This is a genomic window from Caballeronia arationis (genome assembly GCF_001544975.2).
Classification (GTDB): Bacteria; Pseudomonadota; Gammaproteobacteria; order Burkholderiales; family Burkholderiaceae; genus Caballeronia; species Caballeronia arationis.
Window position 1 is genome coordinate 1 of record NZ_FCOG02000140.1, and the last position, 14,694, is coordinate 14,694.

The 14,694-nt window shown below is 57.7% G+C and carries 12 protein-coding genes; 2 read left to right on the forward strand and 10 right to left on the reverse strand.

All coding sequences use genetic code 11. The annotated features are described in order from the left end of the window. Positions 1 to 507: 507 nt before the first annotated feature. The 7 genes from AWB81_RS35405 to AWB81_RS35435 form a co-directional block, all read right to left on the reverse strand. Entirely contained in the window at positions 508 to 2,520 is a 2,013-nt protein-coding gene (locus tag AWB81_RS35405; protein ID WP_062642342.1) for a VTT domain-containing protein, read from the reverse strand. A 432-nt stretch (positions 2,521 to 2,952) separates the two neighbouring features. Beyond that, positions 2,953 to 5,082, reverse strand: a complete 2,130-nt coding sequence (locus AWB81_RS35410; protein ID WP_062642345.1) for a hybrid sensor histidine kinase/response regulator family protein — start codon at positions 5,080 to 5,082, stop codon at positions 2,953 to 2,955. 156 nt (positions 5,083 to 5,238) lie between these two features. Continuing rightward, entirely contained in the window at positions 5,239 to 5,553 is a 315-nt protein-coding gene (locus tag AWB81_RS35415; RefSeq protein ID WP_144444267.1) for a hypothetical protein, read from the reverse strand. A 966-nt stretch (positions 5,554 to 6,519) separates the two neighbouring features. Beyond that, a complete protein-coding gene (locus AWB81_RS35420) occupies positions 6,520 to 6,903 on the reverse strand; it encodes a hypothetical protein (protein WP_062642349.1) in 384 nt (127 codons plus the stop codon). 99 nt (positions 6,904 to 7,002) lie between these two features. Continuing rightward, the gene (locus AWB81_RS35425; RefSeq protein WP_159938987.1) at positions 7,003 to 7,704 is read right to left on the reverse strand and encodes a GGDEF domain-containing protein; all 702 of its coding nucleotides are present in this window, start codon (positions 7,702 to 7,704) and stop codon (positions 7,003 to 7,005) included. Between the two features lie 159 nt (positions 7,705 to 7,863). Then, positions 7,864 to 8,769 carry a GGDEF domain-containing protein gene (locus tag AWB81_RS35430; protein WP_062642353.1) on the reverse strand — a complete coding sequence of 302 codons (906 nt, stop codon included), beginning with the start codon at positions 8,767 to 8,769 and terminating at the stop codon, positions 7,864 to 7,866. Positions 8,770 to 9,481: 712 nt separating this feature from the next. Next, positions 9,482 to 9,685, reverse strand: a complete 204-nt coding sequence (locus AWB81_RS35435) for a cold-shock protein (protein WP_062642355.1) — start codon at positions 9,683 to 9,685, stop codon at positions 9,482 to 9,484. 418 nt (positions 9,686 to 10,103) lie between these two features. Between AWB81_RS35435 and AWB81_RS35440 the strand changes: the two genes are divergently transcribed. Beyond that, positions 10,104 to 10,460: a response regulator gene (locus AWB81_RS35440; protein WP_062642357.1), complete on the forward strand. Its 357-nt coding sequence runs from the start codon at positions 10,104 to 10,106 to the stop codon at positions 10,458 to 10,460. A 743-nt stretch (positions 10,461 to 11,203) separates the two neighbouring features. Here the strand turns inward: AWB81_RS35440 and AWB81_RS35445 are convergent. The 3 genes from AWB81_RS35445 to AWB81_RS45150 form a co-directional block, all read right to left on the reverse strand. Continuing rightward, positions 11,204 to 12,046: a YsnF/AvaK domain-containing protein gene (locus tag AWB81_RS35445; RefSeq protein ID WP_062642359.1), complete on the reverse strand. Its 843-nt coding sequence runs from the start codon at positions 12,044 to 12,046 to the stop codon at positions 11,204 to 11,206. A gap of 65 nt (positions 12,047 to 12,111) precedes the next feature. Continuing rightward, on the reverse strand, positions 12,112 to 12,591 hold the full coding sequence (locus AWB81_RS35450; protein WP_062642361.1) for a YsnF/AvaK domain-containing protein: 480 nt from the start codon (positions 12,589 to 12,591) through the stop codon (positions 12,112 to 12,114). A 1,039-nt stretch (positions 12,592 to 13,630) separates the two neighbouring features. Next, positions 13,631 to 13,978: a hypothetical protein gene (locus AWB81_RS45150; RefSeq protein WP_144444268.1), complete on the reverse strand. Its 348-nt coding sequence runs from the start codon at positions 13,976 to 13,978 to the stop codon at positions 13,631 to 13,633. Positions 13,979 to 14,568: 590 nt separating this feature from the next. Here AWB81_RS45150 and AWB81_RS35460 point away from each other — a divergent pair. After that, positions 14,569 to 14,694: helix-turn-helix domain-containing protein (locus AWB81_RS35460; RefSeq protein WP_144444269.1), on the forward strand; the 126-nt coding region annotated here is incomplete at its 3' end.

The following is a 14,694-nucleotide window of genomic DNA, read 5'->3' on the forward strand; positions in this document are numbered from 1 at the left end:
GCGCCGGGGGCGCTTCCAGTCGCGCTACGCGCTCCTTCCACCGCCCCCGGCACAACCTCAGTGACATTCGACTTCTTCAGCATGTTCAACTCCGTTTCCAGACACACTTTTACCCCAAATTCGTGTCCAGCAAAATCGAAGACGGTTCAATTTTTGGGCCATCCGACACAGGAAGAGAAAAGCTGGTGGACCGTTGTGCGAAGAGCGGTTCGCGCTGGTCCACAAGTCGACTGCCTCGCGGGAGGCTGACGGTCGCCCCGAAGGGCGTTCGCACGAATTCAGGGCAAGAGCTCGCGCCCAGCTCAAAGCCGAAGCCGCCCGTGCAACAGCGAACGAGGGGACCCAATCTTAGGGATGTGCATGAGCCGTCCATGAAGAAAGCGGCCGGTTCGCAAGCGGAGGAATCGGCCGTCGACAAAAAGAACAAGGCGGCCAAGCCTGAGTGCGCTGCGATTTTCTCGTGAGTACGTCTAACACGCCCATCCACGGATGGCGACGACGCGACATTCACTCCCGGCTCGGCGCCAGCAGCGCTACCGGGACGTTACGACAGTTCACCCTGGCGACTAGAGCCGCTCCTAGTCCGTCGACCCATTCATCGGCTCCAGCAGGCGCCGCGCGTTCGTTGCTATCAGCGCGAAGAATATTGACTGGCCACGACGGACGGAACAATCGTTCGTGCGTCAAAGACCCGGTCCAAATGGGTGTTGGAGACGCGCTCTTCCCGTAGCTGACCGCATAACCGGTTGGCCAAAAGCGCAGCACGCTACGTTCGTCGCGCGTATTGCCTGCATGCGTAAAGACCAGCGATGACGGCACGCCGTTATTCAGTTTCGGCAGAACGGGAAGCGCCACAGCCGCAACGTTGGGCGAGACAAGGGAAAGCAGGCTGCGCGCTGAAAGGCCCGTCCCTTCAACCCACCCCTGAGCGCGAAGGCGCGCCCTTATTTGGTCTGGGTTCGCCGCCCACTGCAGCGTAATGGGCTCCTTGCGGCCGCCCTCCATGTCCGAGCGATAGCAAGGGAAAGTCTTCCAGAGGGTGTCCATCCACTGCGATTGCGTCACCGATACAGGCATCGGGCGTCGAACGTTATCCGGAGAAGCGGGTGGACCAAAAATAAGCTGCGCGCCTACGCTGACAAAGACCACGAGCAGAACGATGGCTGACATGGGAGCGCGAGGCGGCGTTACTTCCGGATACCGCCACGCAACTGTCAGGGCAATGATGACCACCCAGACGGACGCAAGTGCTACGCTCCCAATGGCATCAGAAACCCAAAATCGCCCGAAGTAAAGGCCCGCAAGCGCGACGATGGCCACAATGACGGTATTTACGGTGGTGACGATTACCCCTTCCAGTATCCCGACTCGTCTGGCGAGCAGAAAAGTGATGAACCCATAGACAATTACAAGTACGGCGATGTGGTTGTTCGGAAACGTATGCACATTGGATGTGAGCAAATTCGGAGCAACACGGTGCATCGCCAATTGGAGCGCGAATATGAGTAGCTGGGAAAATACAATCGCAGTCAGCAAGTAGCCGATTGCGTGCCAACGTCGTTCCCCTAGCATCCACAGCAAAACTGTCATGACCAGCGCTGTCAGCGTCACTACGCTGCCAAACGTCTCGAGCCTCGCGAGGACTGCATCACCCCAAGCGGTGCGGACTGATTGCAGAAACTGATAAACAGATACATCCACTCGCACCAGTGGGTCGCGGCTGATGACGTCTTCGAGAACGCCGAAAAAAGCCCAACCTGAAAGAAGTACGAAAAGCGATGCCGCTACTATTCCAAAGGCAGCCGGCTGGGCAGGGTCCAGCATCTTCAGCGCCAGACGAGCCACGAGTCCTTTGCGATGGCGGGACCAGTTCGCCAGACGGCGCCCCATTTCGCTCGCCCAGCCATCTGCGTGGGACAGAAGAAAGCGGCTGACTCGAACGCTTAGCCACAAAATTGCGGCCAGTAGCCCGATGACGACGACAAGGCGGAACGAAACTGCGCCCGCCAGTTGGACCGATGCGCCGAAAACAACGCCCGGCAAGATATGGACCGGAGCCCAAAGCAGCGCCGAAAAGAGGTTCATGGCGTAGAACCGGGTCGGCGTCATCCCCAGCATCCCCGCAACGACAGGCACAATGGCACGCAACGGTCCGACGAACCGGGCGAACAATACGCTTTTCGCGCCATATTTGGCGAAGAAGGTGTGTCCGGCGTCGAGCATCTGCGGATGTGCCCGGAAGGGCCATGCCTGGACAATCCTGTCCCTGTAACGACTACCGAGCCAATAGCTCATGCCGTCCCCGGCGACCGCACCGGCTATCGCCCATGCGAGCACCCAACCCAGGTTCAGCGTCCCTGTGCCGACAAGTGCCCCAGCAAGAAACATCGCAGTGCTGCCAGGGATGAAGGTCCCAATAATCGCGATGGCCTCAAGGAACGCTGCAAGGAAAACGACCGTGAGTGTCCATGCCGTGTGACCGGCGAGCAGATGCAACAGGTGGGTGAACGCGTGCTCCATCGCGCATTATCAGCCGTTCTGGCTTAAGAAACTTACGATGCCGCGCATGAATTCCACCTTCGTCGTCACGAGGTATCCAAACACCGGCTCGCAATTGTCACCGCATTCGTGGTTCGCGATAGCTTGTGTCGCCGGTCGCAGCGGTTGGGGCACTCGCCTAACTGAATCAGACCTGCAACTTGTCATCAACGATTTCGCTTCTCGTGCGAAGGGGGAACGTTGATAAATCAATATACGTTAGCGGCGAGGAGAGTCTGCTTCCGAAAGCAGTAAGCCGTATTTTGTGTTTGGCCCAAGAGCATTTGTCCACTTGAATTGCTGCGTCGCCTGAATGGCTTATAGCCGGTGTGTTTTCTTCGGAGCCTCATCGCGCAGTCCGTGCATCTGCGCGTATGCTTCTCGGCGCGAGGCGTCGCACCTTCGGCTTCACGCTCAAGCCACTATTGTGCCGCCAGTGCCCAGGAGTGCACGCAATTCGTCGATGTTGAAGGGCTTCGCAAGAATTACTGTTCCGCCCAGTTTTGCTCGTTCAATTTCGTCCGCGTATCCGGTCATAAGCGCGAACTTCTGTGCGGGCCACATGCTCCTGACCTTCTCGGCAAGGTCGATGCCGCTCATCTTTCCTGGCATTTGCACGTCGGAAAGTATGAAATCAAACACCGCGCCACTGACGAGCACGTCGAGCGCTTCGTCGGCTGTCCTTTCGTGGCGCGAGGTACATCCGAGCACTTCCAGCACTGCGCAAAGGCCCGCGGCTACCTCCTCGTTGTCTTCGACGATTAGCACGTGGTCCGATGGCAGCGTAGCCGCAGGAACGGGCCCGGGCAGCGGCGGTTCTTCAGTCACTTCCATCCCCGAGTAGCGCGGCAGATAAAGGAGCAGGGTTGTGCCCTCCCCAGGCTCACTCTCTAGCTTGGCTGTGCCACCCGACTGCTCACATGTTGCTATCACTTGCGCTAGCCCAAGACCGGTGCCGGCACCTTGTGCCTTCGTGGTGAAGAGCGGTTCGAACGCGTGCTGCTTGGCCGACGGCGACATTCCGTGGCCGTTATCAGAGAGGGCTATCATCACGTACTCTCCGACCGGCAATGCCTTCTCAGGACGCGTTATAGAGATATTTCGGCACTGAACGGAGAAGATGCCTCCGTCAGGCATGGCGTCTCTCGCATTGACCGCGATGTTCATGATAGCCGACTCAAGTTCAGTGACGTCCACCTCGACATGCCAGGTGTCCGGCGCCACCTGCAACCTGAACTCAATTTTTTCAGTGAGCGCCGTCTGTATGATGCTGGTTGCACTTGGAAGCCATGCCGGCAAGTCAAGGTGTTCAAGCTTAAGAGGTTGCTTGCGAGCGACGCTCATCAGCCGTCGAGCGAGGCCTTCGGCTCCGATGGTTGCGCGCTTTACCGCTGCAACCTCCCTATGCACATTCGTACAGTTCTTCCGGGTGGCCAATTCCATATTGGCAGATACAACCATCAATAGGTTGTTGAAGTCGTGAGCGACGCTCGCGACTAGATTGCCAAGCGCCCCCATGCGCCGGAGCTGACGGCTGGACGCTTCAGCTGATTCGCGTTTTATCCATTCATTGCGCCAGCGCTCCCATGCGGCTTGCTCAGTCCTCAACTGACGAAGCGAGAAGAGTATCAACGACCAGAGTCCAACGCAGGGCACAAGACTGAGGCTTGCTAAAACGGCGAAATGACTACGCCATTCTTTTACTATTGAAGGGGTAGCGTAGCCGCTGGCTACATAAAGGGGATAGTCCCCGACGCGCCGAAATGACAGTATTCGCTCGACTCCGTCGACGGTGGAAATCATGTCAAGGCGACCTGCGCGTATCGCGCGCGCGAGTGCCGTAGTGAAAGGGGTAGGCGAAGCTGGATTACTGTTCGCAGTTATGGCTGGAAGCCTCGCCAGAATATTGCCGTCCTGGCGGTATAAGCCGACCAATAGAGCCGAGTCGTTGTTGGTCAAGTCGCGGTAGAAATCGGCGAAATATTGACGTCTGAGCGCGATGGAGACGACCCCTAGGAACTCTCCCTCTTTGGTAATGCGAGCCATATTCGTCGTGAAGACGTCTGACCGCATTACCTTCCCTGATAGCGGCAAAGAAAAGTAGGGCTTCGGCGCGGAAGCGCGTGCCGCGCCGAAGTCCTCGCGACCGGCGACTGAAATCTGCGGCGCGGGAAAGAAGCGGCTGCTCGCCAGCAAGTCCCCGTTCCTCCCAAACACGGATATCGCGGCGAGCTGTGGGTAATCGCTTGCGATTGCGTTGAGCCTGCTATGCATGCGACCTTCATCGACGCGGATTTTCACGTCATCGCTATCACCAAGCAGGTCGAGAATGCGTGTTTCGATTTCGTTGTTCAGGTCGACGATTTTCAGCGCGTGTTCTTGTGCGACCCTGGTCAGCCGGTCTACAACGTTAACTGCGTCCGCAATGCGGCGCTGGTAGTCGAAATATCCGTACCCTGCGACGCATAGAAGCGGCACTAGAATCGATGCGATGAGAACGGTGACAAGAACGCGTCGCGTCGCCGTGAAGTTGCGCGACGGCATTGGCACGTCCGGCTCAGTGCTTTTGTCAGCTGGCAAGGTCGCACGCTCCGCGCGGAGGTTACTACCGCAGAGTCCCTATGGTACTGCCGAAGGCCCGCGCGGGGATGGACGAATGAAGTAGGTCGGTTCGACTAAATACGACCCAGCACACCTGACCTAAGCCGTCCGCTCCATTTGCGCCCGCGCGGTCGACGGCGCCGCAGCATTACCGTCTTGGAATTTCACGATGCAGTCGACCCACAGATGCGCTCGCGCTTTTCCATACTGTGTCGCTTCACGCATGGAAACGAAGGCCAAAGGTTCTGTAAACACTCCAAGAATCTCTTTAAATCCTTTGTGATTGTGGCTCCGTGCAACAGACCATCGCACTTTATAACGGCGCTCATTTCCGTTGAAACACGCTCGCTCCATTTCGACAAGTTCTACCTGCACGTCGAAGGCTCGATACGCCTCCCAGTGTTGAGTATCCATGTCCGCTCCTTCGTTCTGTCGCTCTAGTTGAACTAGCATGCGATATTCCAGTACATGCGTTCGTGCCGCGCACCAGAGAGAAGGAACGAAGCCGCGGCTTTGACGAAGCCTATTAGTGCGGAACTAGCTCGCTGTCCACCGCCGGCCGAAATCGCGACTCTTCGCGCGCGCCAAAGTCGACATGCGTGCATGGGGCAAATTTCGATGCAAGTGCGAAAAATCTCTGGAAGACAGAGCGCAGGGGCTCCACTAACGAATAGGTGGACAAGTGAACACGATTGACCAAGATACCCTCGCGGGGTGGCGCAAACCGACGCGCTGACCGACGGCAGAACGTCATAGTTCCCGCTTATGCTCGACGCTTAACAGCCATCTCACTCGCAGGCAAGTCCCTCTGGCCCGTACGCGTTATTTTGCCCGGGGCGCTTCAAGGTTCGCGTCCGGCTCTTCGAGCTTGGCTGCCCTAACGGCGGTCGCGGCGTTCCCAACGGCAAGCGCGACGTTCCGACTTTCCTTTGCACATCGTCGTCTGCATCTAGGGTGGGATGACTGTCGCAAAGGGCTCACAGATTCTGGATTCCACGCCAATCAAGAAGCTGGTTGCTACGATTTGCGGCATGGAATTTGTGAAAGCGGGCAAACAGGCCAAATCCTGAAAACGAACCGTGGCTTGGGCCACGCACCTTTGTGAATAAGCGAAGTACGTAAGACTGTTCTGAAATGGATGCTGGGCTGGTCGACACCGGTTACGACGAGCGGCGGCTGCCCCCCAGCGGCGTCACCGCTCGCCGGCGGAATCGGCAGTCGACAAAAAGAAGAAGGCGGCCAAGCCCCGCCTGAAGTCGGAATTCAAGTCCGAATCAAAATCGGCAGGCTGTCGAATGGGGGCTCAGTCCATTTCGCGGGTCAGTTTCCAGAGGAAATCGACATGAGATGGCTTCTGAAGGGGCACGCGAGAACTCTTTGCTAGGAGAAATCCACGACGCAGTACTCAAGCTCAAGCGTCACACCGAGTTCCTTTTCGGCAACAGCGAGATAGGGCCCGTACTTCGCCTTGAACGCCACCAGGCTCTCGGCAATGGCGTACGGCGTAAGTTGCTTCGTCGAGGACGCGCCCGTATGACCCAAGGTCGAACCGAGTTTCCCTTGGCTGGGAAGCCAGAGTAAGTCACCTGATTCTGTCTGGCGCGACGTTATGAGTTCGTCCCAATGCGGATACTTCGAGAATTGCGGTGGTTCGGCCTGTTCATCAACCGGTGATTTACCCTGCTTCGTCACGGTAGGGGCGCCCGACATCACATGAGGCGCACGAACCACGGGGCCGACGTACACAGAAGATTCCATTCCCATTTTCATATCCTGAATGCGTTCAGTTGAGTAACGAGCTCGAGATTCATGCGTTAAGTCCAACGTGGTGTCCAGCGCGATGAGCCTCGAGTTCTGCTGCTGTCAAATCATGTCGTACCATCTCGACGGCTGAGCATTCAACGCCGTCGACATCACCCGATTTCGGCCACGGGCCTTTGCCACCTGCATCTGCGTTTCTGCCGCAGCCACGAGCGTGCTAGGTTCGAGTCCGTCGCCAGGCGTGCAGGTCGCACAGCCGATGCTCACAGTGACCAAGCCGTACATGCTGTCGTCGTGCCGAAGCCGCATATCCATCACCGCCTGCCGAATCGCTTCGCCGACGATGATTGCCCCTTGGGGCGAGGTGTCCGGCAGTAGTAGCAAGAACTCCGTGGCGCTATACCGGCCAGCGCGGACGGCAGGCCACGGCGCTGTCGCACTGATACAGTTGGCGACCATAATCAGGGTCTCGTCGCCCACGGAATAACCGTGCAGGTCGTCGAATCGATTCTGGCAGTCCACATCCACCACGACGAGCGAGAGAAATTTGCGCGTTCGCATGGCTACCTTCCATTGCGTACCGAGCGTGATGGACATCGCCCGACGATTGGAGAGGCCCGTCAACCGGTCTGTCGTGGCAAGCCGAATTGCGTCCGCCTGAGCGCGGAATCTATCGCGCATCTCGAACGCTACGACCCACGCGCCGGCGATAGAAGCAACCCCCGCCAGTGCAATTGCGAACGCATAGGCCAATGTGCCGTCGAAAGCGTCAATCACCTGAAGCAAAAGGAAACTGAACAGCACAAGCAAGAGCGCCGTACAAGCGGTACCTGCTGCGGCAGGGTGGCGTCCACCCATACGCGAGATAGCCTCTCCAGAGCGACGTATCAAGGTGGAGGCGTGGAATAGTAGTGTTGGCTTCCGCGTGATAGGTATCCCTTTAACAGTGCACATGATTCACTCCTAATGTCGACTGATAGCCCCTTCGGGCACGAGCGTCGAGGAAACATCTCTTCTCCTGCACTCTGGCGCCAAGCGCGCGCCAGACGAGGTTCCCGGCACACTCGAGGCCGAGTCTCGGGCTCGCAATCGCACGCTGCGCACACAATTGCGCCCAGCGGCTTTCGCTGCGTACATCTGTTTGTCAGCTGCGGCGACCAGCGCGTTTGCGCTCGAACTGTGGCGAGGGATACACGTCGCGCAACCACCGCTTACGGTCACGCACTCGTACTCGCTTCCCGAGTGGTGCAGTTGCATCGACTCAACACGTTGACGTATCGCTTCGGCGAGCGCATTTGCACTCTCCGCGGTCGTGTCAGGCAATAGGATTGCAAACTCTTCTCCGCCGTAACGGGCAACCAGGTCCGACGAGCGGCGTATCGAAGCGCGGATGCATTCCGCGACCAAAACCAGGACTCGGTCGCCGACTTCATGTCCATGCGCGTCGTTCAATCTTTTAAAGTGGTCAATGTCGATAAAAAGAATTGACAGTGAGTCTCGACTCCGCCTAGCGCGATTCCATTCGCTGTCGAGCGTCGCACTCAGGCTCCGGCGGTTGTAGAGTCCAGTAAGGGGGTCGGACAGCGCCTCGTGCAAAAGCTTCAACTCGGAGGCCATGCCCGCCTCAATGGCGAATGCAACCACCCACGCACCAACTATCGCCAGAACGCCGAATACGAGTGCGAGCGCGATAAGTAGTGCGCTATCCGAGCCGATATCTAAGGACGAGAGGGTGACGCCCGTAGCTGTGAGGGCCAAAACCGTTCCGGCGATGCCCGCCGACACAGGACGCCGACCAATCGTCTTCGTAATTTTCACGAGATAGCGACGCGTCGTAGCGTTGACGCGCTGGGTGCTTTTCCAGGCCATCCGGTCTCCTTTAAATTGGAATGGAAACAAGGCCACGCTCCTTGGGAGATGTGCGTGGGACCCCGTCGATGCGGGCGAGGCCCGGTCAGGGAGTCGAGTCGCATTGGACGACTGCACAATTACTGCCGGAGCAGCTACATGGTAGTCGGGTAATTGAAAGATTTATGCGGCCTGTTGTCGCAATTGACTGACAATAGAGAATTTCAAGAACCGAGCTGCGACGCTGCGTCGCAGAATGAGAATGTCCGCTCTCCCTAGGTTTGAAAAAGCGGACCGGGAATCACCGAGTTTTAACTGAATTGGTCAGGCGGCCAGCGATGGCGCGTAGGTGTGCCTGCGCAGCTCGAGTTCCTCGTCGCTCAGCACTTCTTTCAGCTTGGGCGCGATGCGTCGAAGCTCCACCTGTCTCTTATGGGGGGTGGTGTCTTCGGCAGCTTGTTAGCGGCGCCTCCACGCGTCTTAGGACTAGATGAAGCTCATGGAGAGGTATTCCTCGCCGCTTGCCGGCTCCAGGCGCGGGCGACTCCGGGATTGATTCCACCACAGCGTCAGCGGCTTGAGCAAGACGCGGTTGAGAACGGCTGCGTCGCGCGAGTTGGGTGTACAAGCGCACCGCCGGAAGGTCGGCCTTATGGACGCTGGCTGAGGTGTTAAACATACGAGCGGCCGTCGCGGCCGCTCGTATGTTTATTTCGCAAACGAATGATGGTCTTCAGAGAGGGACAATATTCGACGCTTGCTTGCCCTTGGGCCCTTGTTTGATTTCAAAACTCACCTTCTGGTTTTCTTGCAGAGACTTAAACCCCTCAGCTCTCACTTCCGAGAAATGAGCGAAAAGGTCCTCCCCGCCGCCATCCGGCGTGATAAAGCCAAACCCTTTCGCATCGTTGAACCACTTCACTACACCGGTCGCCATTTTGTATCCATATTGAAACTTGCTGCATTACTTTAATGACCCTGCGATTCGCTAAAGCCGCTCACGCCTGAGAGTGCACGAGAGGTGGCCTTACTTGCCCACGTGGTCACCGCCGAATGTCAACTGAGTCAGCCGACAATCCGCATCTTATGAAACTCCCGCGAACCGCACAATGGGCGTTCGTCATTAAGGTAATTTCGCTCTGAGGGCCAATTGCGTCGAATCCCCTTAACGGTGCTGATGATGTGACTGGCGCGAACGACACTCATTCGTATTCAATCAATTATTGGCGAACATAGACAGGATTTAGCGGTTATCAACGCCCGCGGTTCTCGTAGGATATACGCGGATGAGCGACAGGAACTCCGCCGGCTAGGGGGTAGGCTCCAACAACAAGAACGGAGACAACGCGCTTGCCATGAGTACCATTTTATTGGTCGACGACGACCCAGATACTCGCTATATCCTGGACTTGCTCCTGACCGCGCAGGGTTATCGAGTCGTAAAAGCTCGAAATGGCTATGAGGCGATGGAGGTCGCGCTGTCAGCGCCGCCCGACTTGGTGATATCGGACTGGGTGATGCCTGTCATTGACGGAACGCAACTGTACCGTTACTTCGCGGCTATTCCGACATTAAGCACAGTACCGTTCGTATTCATCTCGGGCGCGCTCCCGCCAGACGAAGTGACGGTTGGGCCATTTCTGCGCAAGCCGTTCGAGCCACCGCTCTTGTTTGACCTGGTAGCTCGCTCCTTGGGCTCCTTGTCGGGTTAGTCGTCGCCGGTGACGTCCCATCCTATCCCACAGGAGGGTCAATCGGCGGCAGTGACGGTGGCACTATCTCCGAACTCGACGGAGAACGCTAGAGAGAAGTGCGCAGCGGGAGGTATGCGGTTTGCACACCCGAAATGGCGGCGTATTCCGAGCCTGCGCCCATGAGCAAGAGGCTGATATGCGAGTTGATTTAAAGCGAGTGGTAATTGCAGTGTTGTTTGTGAGTCTGTGCGGCGGGGCCTATGCCCAAGCTACGGGCGCCGACGGCGGTGGGACCAAAGCTGGGACAGCCGCGAGTAGCGGCACTGGCGTGGGGAAGGACAAAGGGGGAACCGGGAAGAGCATGCCAAACGCAGGCGACGTCACGAGGTCGACGTCAGGCGGGTCGGGTGCACGGCCGATGGAATCGACGCCCGCCCCCGCGCAAAATCAAATTGACACGAGGAGTGCTACTGAAGCGCCTGCTTCGGGTAGCGGCCTAAAGAAGCCATACTGACACGGCGTTGAAAACGTTCATCGTCGAACGCGCGAGGGGCGATGTAGCGGTGTAGCCGCTACACCGACAATGGCCCAGCTACTCCGGCGAGTTCGAAATCGAACGGCTTGCGTTGCAAACGGGAGGCTACCTTATGTCTTTCCGCTGCGAGCAACACTCGCTCGTATGATGGGCGAATGACCACCAACTCACGGCGGCCACGGGTTGTCGACCCGTGGCCTATTTCCTCTGCTGCGAGGGGGCATCTTTAGATGGGCTTTGTCGGCGTCGAAGGCGGGCGGAGCGTGCCATCCTCTCCTCGAACGCGTTCTACTTCCACCTCTGTGCCTCGGACTGTGTCAGCGATAGTCTCGGTGCGCTCGGTCGCCTCCTTACCTACAACGACTTCCTCCACGACGCGCGCCGTTTTGGAAACGACGGGTTGTTCCGTAGTCTCGCGGATTTCAACGAATCCCTCCTTCAGGTCGGCGGCAGTGGCAGGGCGGTCGACCGGGCGACGTTCAATGGCAGCGTGCTCCTCACGCAAATTAACAGTCTCGCTAACCGGTGTGGCGGTTGCGCGTGAATAAACGCGAACACCTCCTGTCTGTACTTCTCGTTTCCCGACCGAGAGGTCTTCGCGCACCACGGGAAACGCCTTCCGTTCAGCCGCCACCTCATCCGCCGTGTACTCCCTAGCGGACGGGTCGTAACCTGCGTAACCGCTGCTCTTCCACTGAGCAACCCGTTCGTCAATGTCGACTGCCCCGGCGTCATTGAGCTCCGCACGGACCAAGTCTGCCTGGGCTTCGTTCGCAACCTCTACCGTCACTAATGCGCTCCCGCGCCGAACCGCCTCATGGTAATGGCCGATTTCCTCTGGGCGGTCATTGCTGCCAAAGAGGTTCGAGAAGAAGTGCTCTATGCTCGCGAGCACACCTTCTCCTTCTGGGCGGCGGTCCGCAACCGCCGCGGTGTCGTACGTCGCGGCACTCGAATCTCGCCCATGGACCTGAATATCAGTGCGCGCGATACCCGCTCGCTCAAGACGCTCAACCGCACGGTTGGCTTCGTCGAAGCTGTCAAAAACACCAACGATTGCTTGTGTCATGTTCAATTCCTCCAATGATGAATAAAGCGGCCAAGGCCGCCGCATGGGAACGCGCTTCTCTTTTCTTACCGCGGTTCTTTTTCTGCGGTTGCCGCGGTGCTACCAACAGACCCATCTTCTGGAAACCATTCGCCGCTCGCGCCGTCCCGCCGCTCAACAATCAATTCCTCACGCCGCACTGATGCTTGGTGCACCGCGTCCACCTCCGCCGCCGCTTTGGTTATCCGGACCTCTTCCTTCAGCATCAGTCGCATTTCTGTAACTGGGACGTACTCGAATACAGGCACAATCAACGTCTCGCCTTCCTGCCGTGGGCCATACTCCGCGGGCACTGGTTGGTTGACTGAAACGCGCTCCACGACGACCGCCTCCGTGCGCAGGGTTATCGGTACCTCCTGAACGTCTTCGTGAACCAACTTGCGCAGTCGCACAGCGCCCGTCTCGGTGCGCTCGACTCCGACTGACAGCTGTTCTTGCACGGCGGAGATTGTCACGTCCTCCCGAGAGCCCGCCGGCTCTGAATATTCGTCAGATGCGCTTCCCATCGTCACTCCGAAAATGTGATGCCCACGCGCGGTATATGGGCCCGCGTGTGGCTTGGAGAAAGTCCTCACCCTGCCTATTTGGGTTCGCACAATTAACGCAATGCGCGTGCCCAGAGCACCCCTCAGCGCATCAGCCATTGGTCAGATAAGAGACGTCTCGCTGGACAGTACCCCATTGCCGTTCTCGTGGTTTGAACTCGGTAACCACTACTCTGGACCTCCGCGCGGCATCCGCTACTCGACGTTGAGGAATTTTGTACAATCCACCTAGAGCGCATACGGGAAAAAGGCATACCCTCCCACGCACCTACTGTTCGTGGACGACTCGCGTATATGCGCCGAAACACTAGGCGACATTGCTGTCGACTCGTGGCGTAGTGTCGAGGTCGCACACAATGGCGCCGAATGCCCCGCAAATACTTTTGGATGTCTCATTTCTCGATGCGAAAGCACAAGATTCGTGCGAGCGTATCTGCAGGGGGAAAGCCTGCATCGTCGCTGTTACCGAGGACGCCGAACGGTTGAGGGAAACGAACTGCGATGCTTCAACGCCTGCTTATTGAAGCCGGGGCATTGACGGATTTTGAGGCGTTTTTAGCCGCGGACCTCCTGGGCCTTATCCGCCTTCGGAGCGTTCCAATTGCGTACGGCTTGTCGAGGTCTTAATAGGCCACCGGAGGCGTCGCTGCGAGTTGAGGGCTTGGGCGAAATTTCGCCAATCGCACGCCGGGTGCATCCTCAGGCTTGGCCGACGCGCAGACCCCAGTCTTTGTGCAGCGAGAAGTGCCAGTGACCCGAAACATCCTTTATGGCGAGCGCGCCGTGGTCGCACATTACAATCGATGCCACCTCCGGAGTTGGGCCACCGTGAAGCCGGGCAATCAACAAGGTCCGTTCTCGTCGTTTCCGGCCGCCAGTGGCGTCGGGAGGATGGCCGGCAGCAAGTTGCCAGTTGGGGCTGCAGAACCGCCCCGCGCCGCTCGTCACCCCGAGATGTTCTCCGTGACCCGCGTATTCAGTACGGTCACGGGCCCGCACTTCAGCAAGTACGCCCGCTTGCGCCCATCGCCACGGCGCACAATTGGCCATCGTCCGACCCTAAGCCCACGTCGTTGAGAGCGAATAATGCCGCTTCGGCGTCCCCGTATGACGAGAACAGTCCAACTAAAGCCCTTTCGGCGGATTTGCTCACCAGGAAGAATGTCGGGAAATACGGTTCTTCGTCGATGTGCACACTGAAAATGCGCCGAACAGTGATATCCTTGCTAAGGCTTTGGTCTGTGATACCAATGGCTGCACAAAAATCAGACTCGTGTAGTAGTTTTGCTTTGGCAATCAGGCATGCTGGCGTCGGCTTTCGTCGAGTAGAATCAGGCTTCTTTCGCATGGCTGCGCTTTCGTCACGAATGAACTCAGGTCCAGGTTTAACACGGTGGCTAGGCCGGCAACTCGAACAAGCGCAAGTTCGAAACGGCGCCTGAGTTCGGCATCTTGAATTTCAAGAAGCGCTTGGGCCGCGACAGGGTCGAATAGAGTCATTGCGACCGCGCATGGCGTATGATTTCGTCCATGCTTGCTTCACGAGGTCGCGGTTTATTTAATGAGTCGCTTGGCGGTCGTGACATGGTCTTCCTCTTTCGATATGCGACTTGTCAGTCCATGTCCTGAACAACGGAACGACGTGGGCGGACTTATCACGTTGTTCATGTCGCTCAGCAGTCGGGTGAGTCCGTACTCCTGGAAGCGCCGGCAGAATGACGACATTCTCGAGACGATTCTTCTCATCTGTTACCGAACGCTCTCTTAAACATGATGGAGTCGTTAACTAGGACCGGGCTTTGCCGGCTTACGTGCCGACGTAGTCCGATTCACCGTCCTCGTCGCTTCGTCTCAATGATTTTTTCAGCTATATACTGGCCTTTTCCAAAGGCGCTATCAAAAGCGAGGTGCAACACCTATCTCGTATAAGGTGTTGCAATGCCCGACAAAACTACTTCATACCAGCACCTTCAACCTGAAGAACGCCTCGCCATCGCAAGCCTACGACTGCAGGACGTGAGCATTCGGGCCATGGCCCGAATGCTCGGGCGCTCGCCCTCCACC

What these genes read in the sequence shown, in the direction of transcription:
- AWB81_RS35435 (WP_062642355.1), bottom strand. Translation starts at nt 9,685, where the DNA reads ATGGCGACCGGTGTAGTGAAGTGGTTCAACGATGCGAAAGGGTTTGGC.
- AWB81_RS35430 (WP_062642353.1), bottom strand. Translation starts at nt 8,769, where the DNA reads ATGGCCTGGAAAAGCACCCAGCGCGTCAACGCTACGACGCGTCGCTAT.
- AWB81_RS35445 (WP_062642359.1), bottom strand. Translation starts at nt 12,046, where the DNA reads ATGACACAAGCAATCGTTGGTGTTTTTGACAGCTTCGACGAAGCCAAC.
- AWB81_RS35420 (WP_062642349.1), bottom strand. Translation starts at nt 6,903, where the DNA reads ATGGGAATGGAATCTTCTGTGTACGTCGGCCCCGTGGTTCGTGCGCCT.
- AWB81_RS35415 (WP_144444267.1), bottom strand. Translation starts at nt 5,553, where the DNA reads ATGGATACTCAACACTGGGAGGCGTATCGAGCCTTCGACGTGCAGGTA.
- AWB81_RS35450 (WP_062642361.1), bottom strand. Translation starts at nt 12,591, where the DNA reads ATGGGAAGCGCATCTGACGAATATTCAGAGCCGGCGGGCTCTCGGGAG.
- AWB81_RS35405 (WP_062642342.1), bottom strand. Translation starts at nt 2,520, where the DNA reads ATGGAGCACGCGTTCACCCACCTGTTGCATCTGCTCGCCGGTCACACG.
- AWB81_RS35440 (WP_062642357.1), top strand. Translation starts at nt 10,104, where the DNA reads ATGAGTACCATTTTATTGGTCGACGACGACCCAGATACTCGCTATATC.
- AWB81_RS45150 (WP_144444268.1), bottom strand. Translation starts at nt 13,978, where the DNA reads ATGCGAAAGAAGCCTGATTCTACTCGACGAAAGCCGACGCCAGCATGC.
- AWB81_RS35410 (WP_062642345.1), bottom strand. Translation starts at nt 5,082, where the DNA reads ATGCCGTCGCGCAACTTCACGGCGACGCGACGCGTTCTTGTCACCGTT.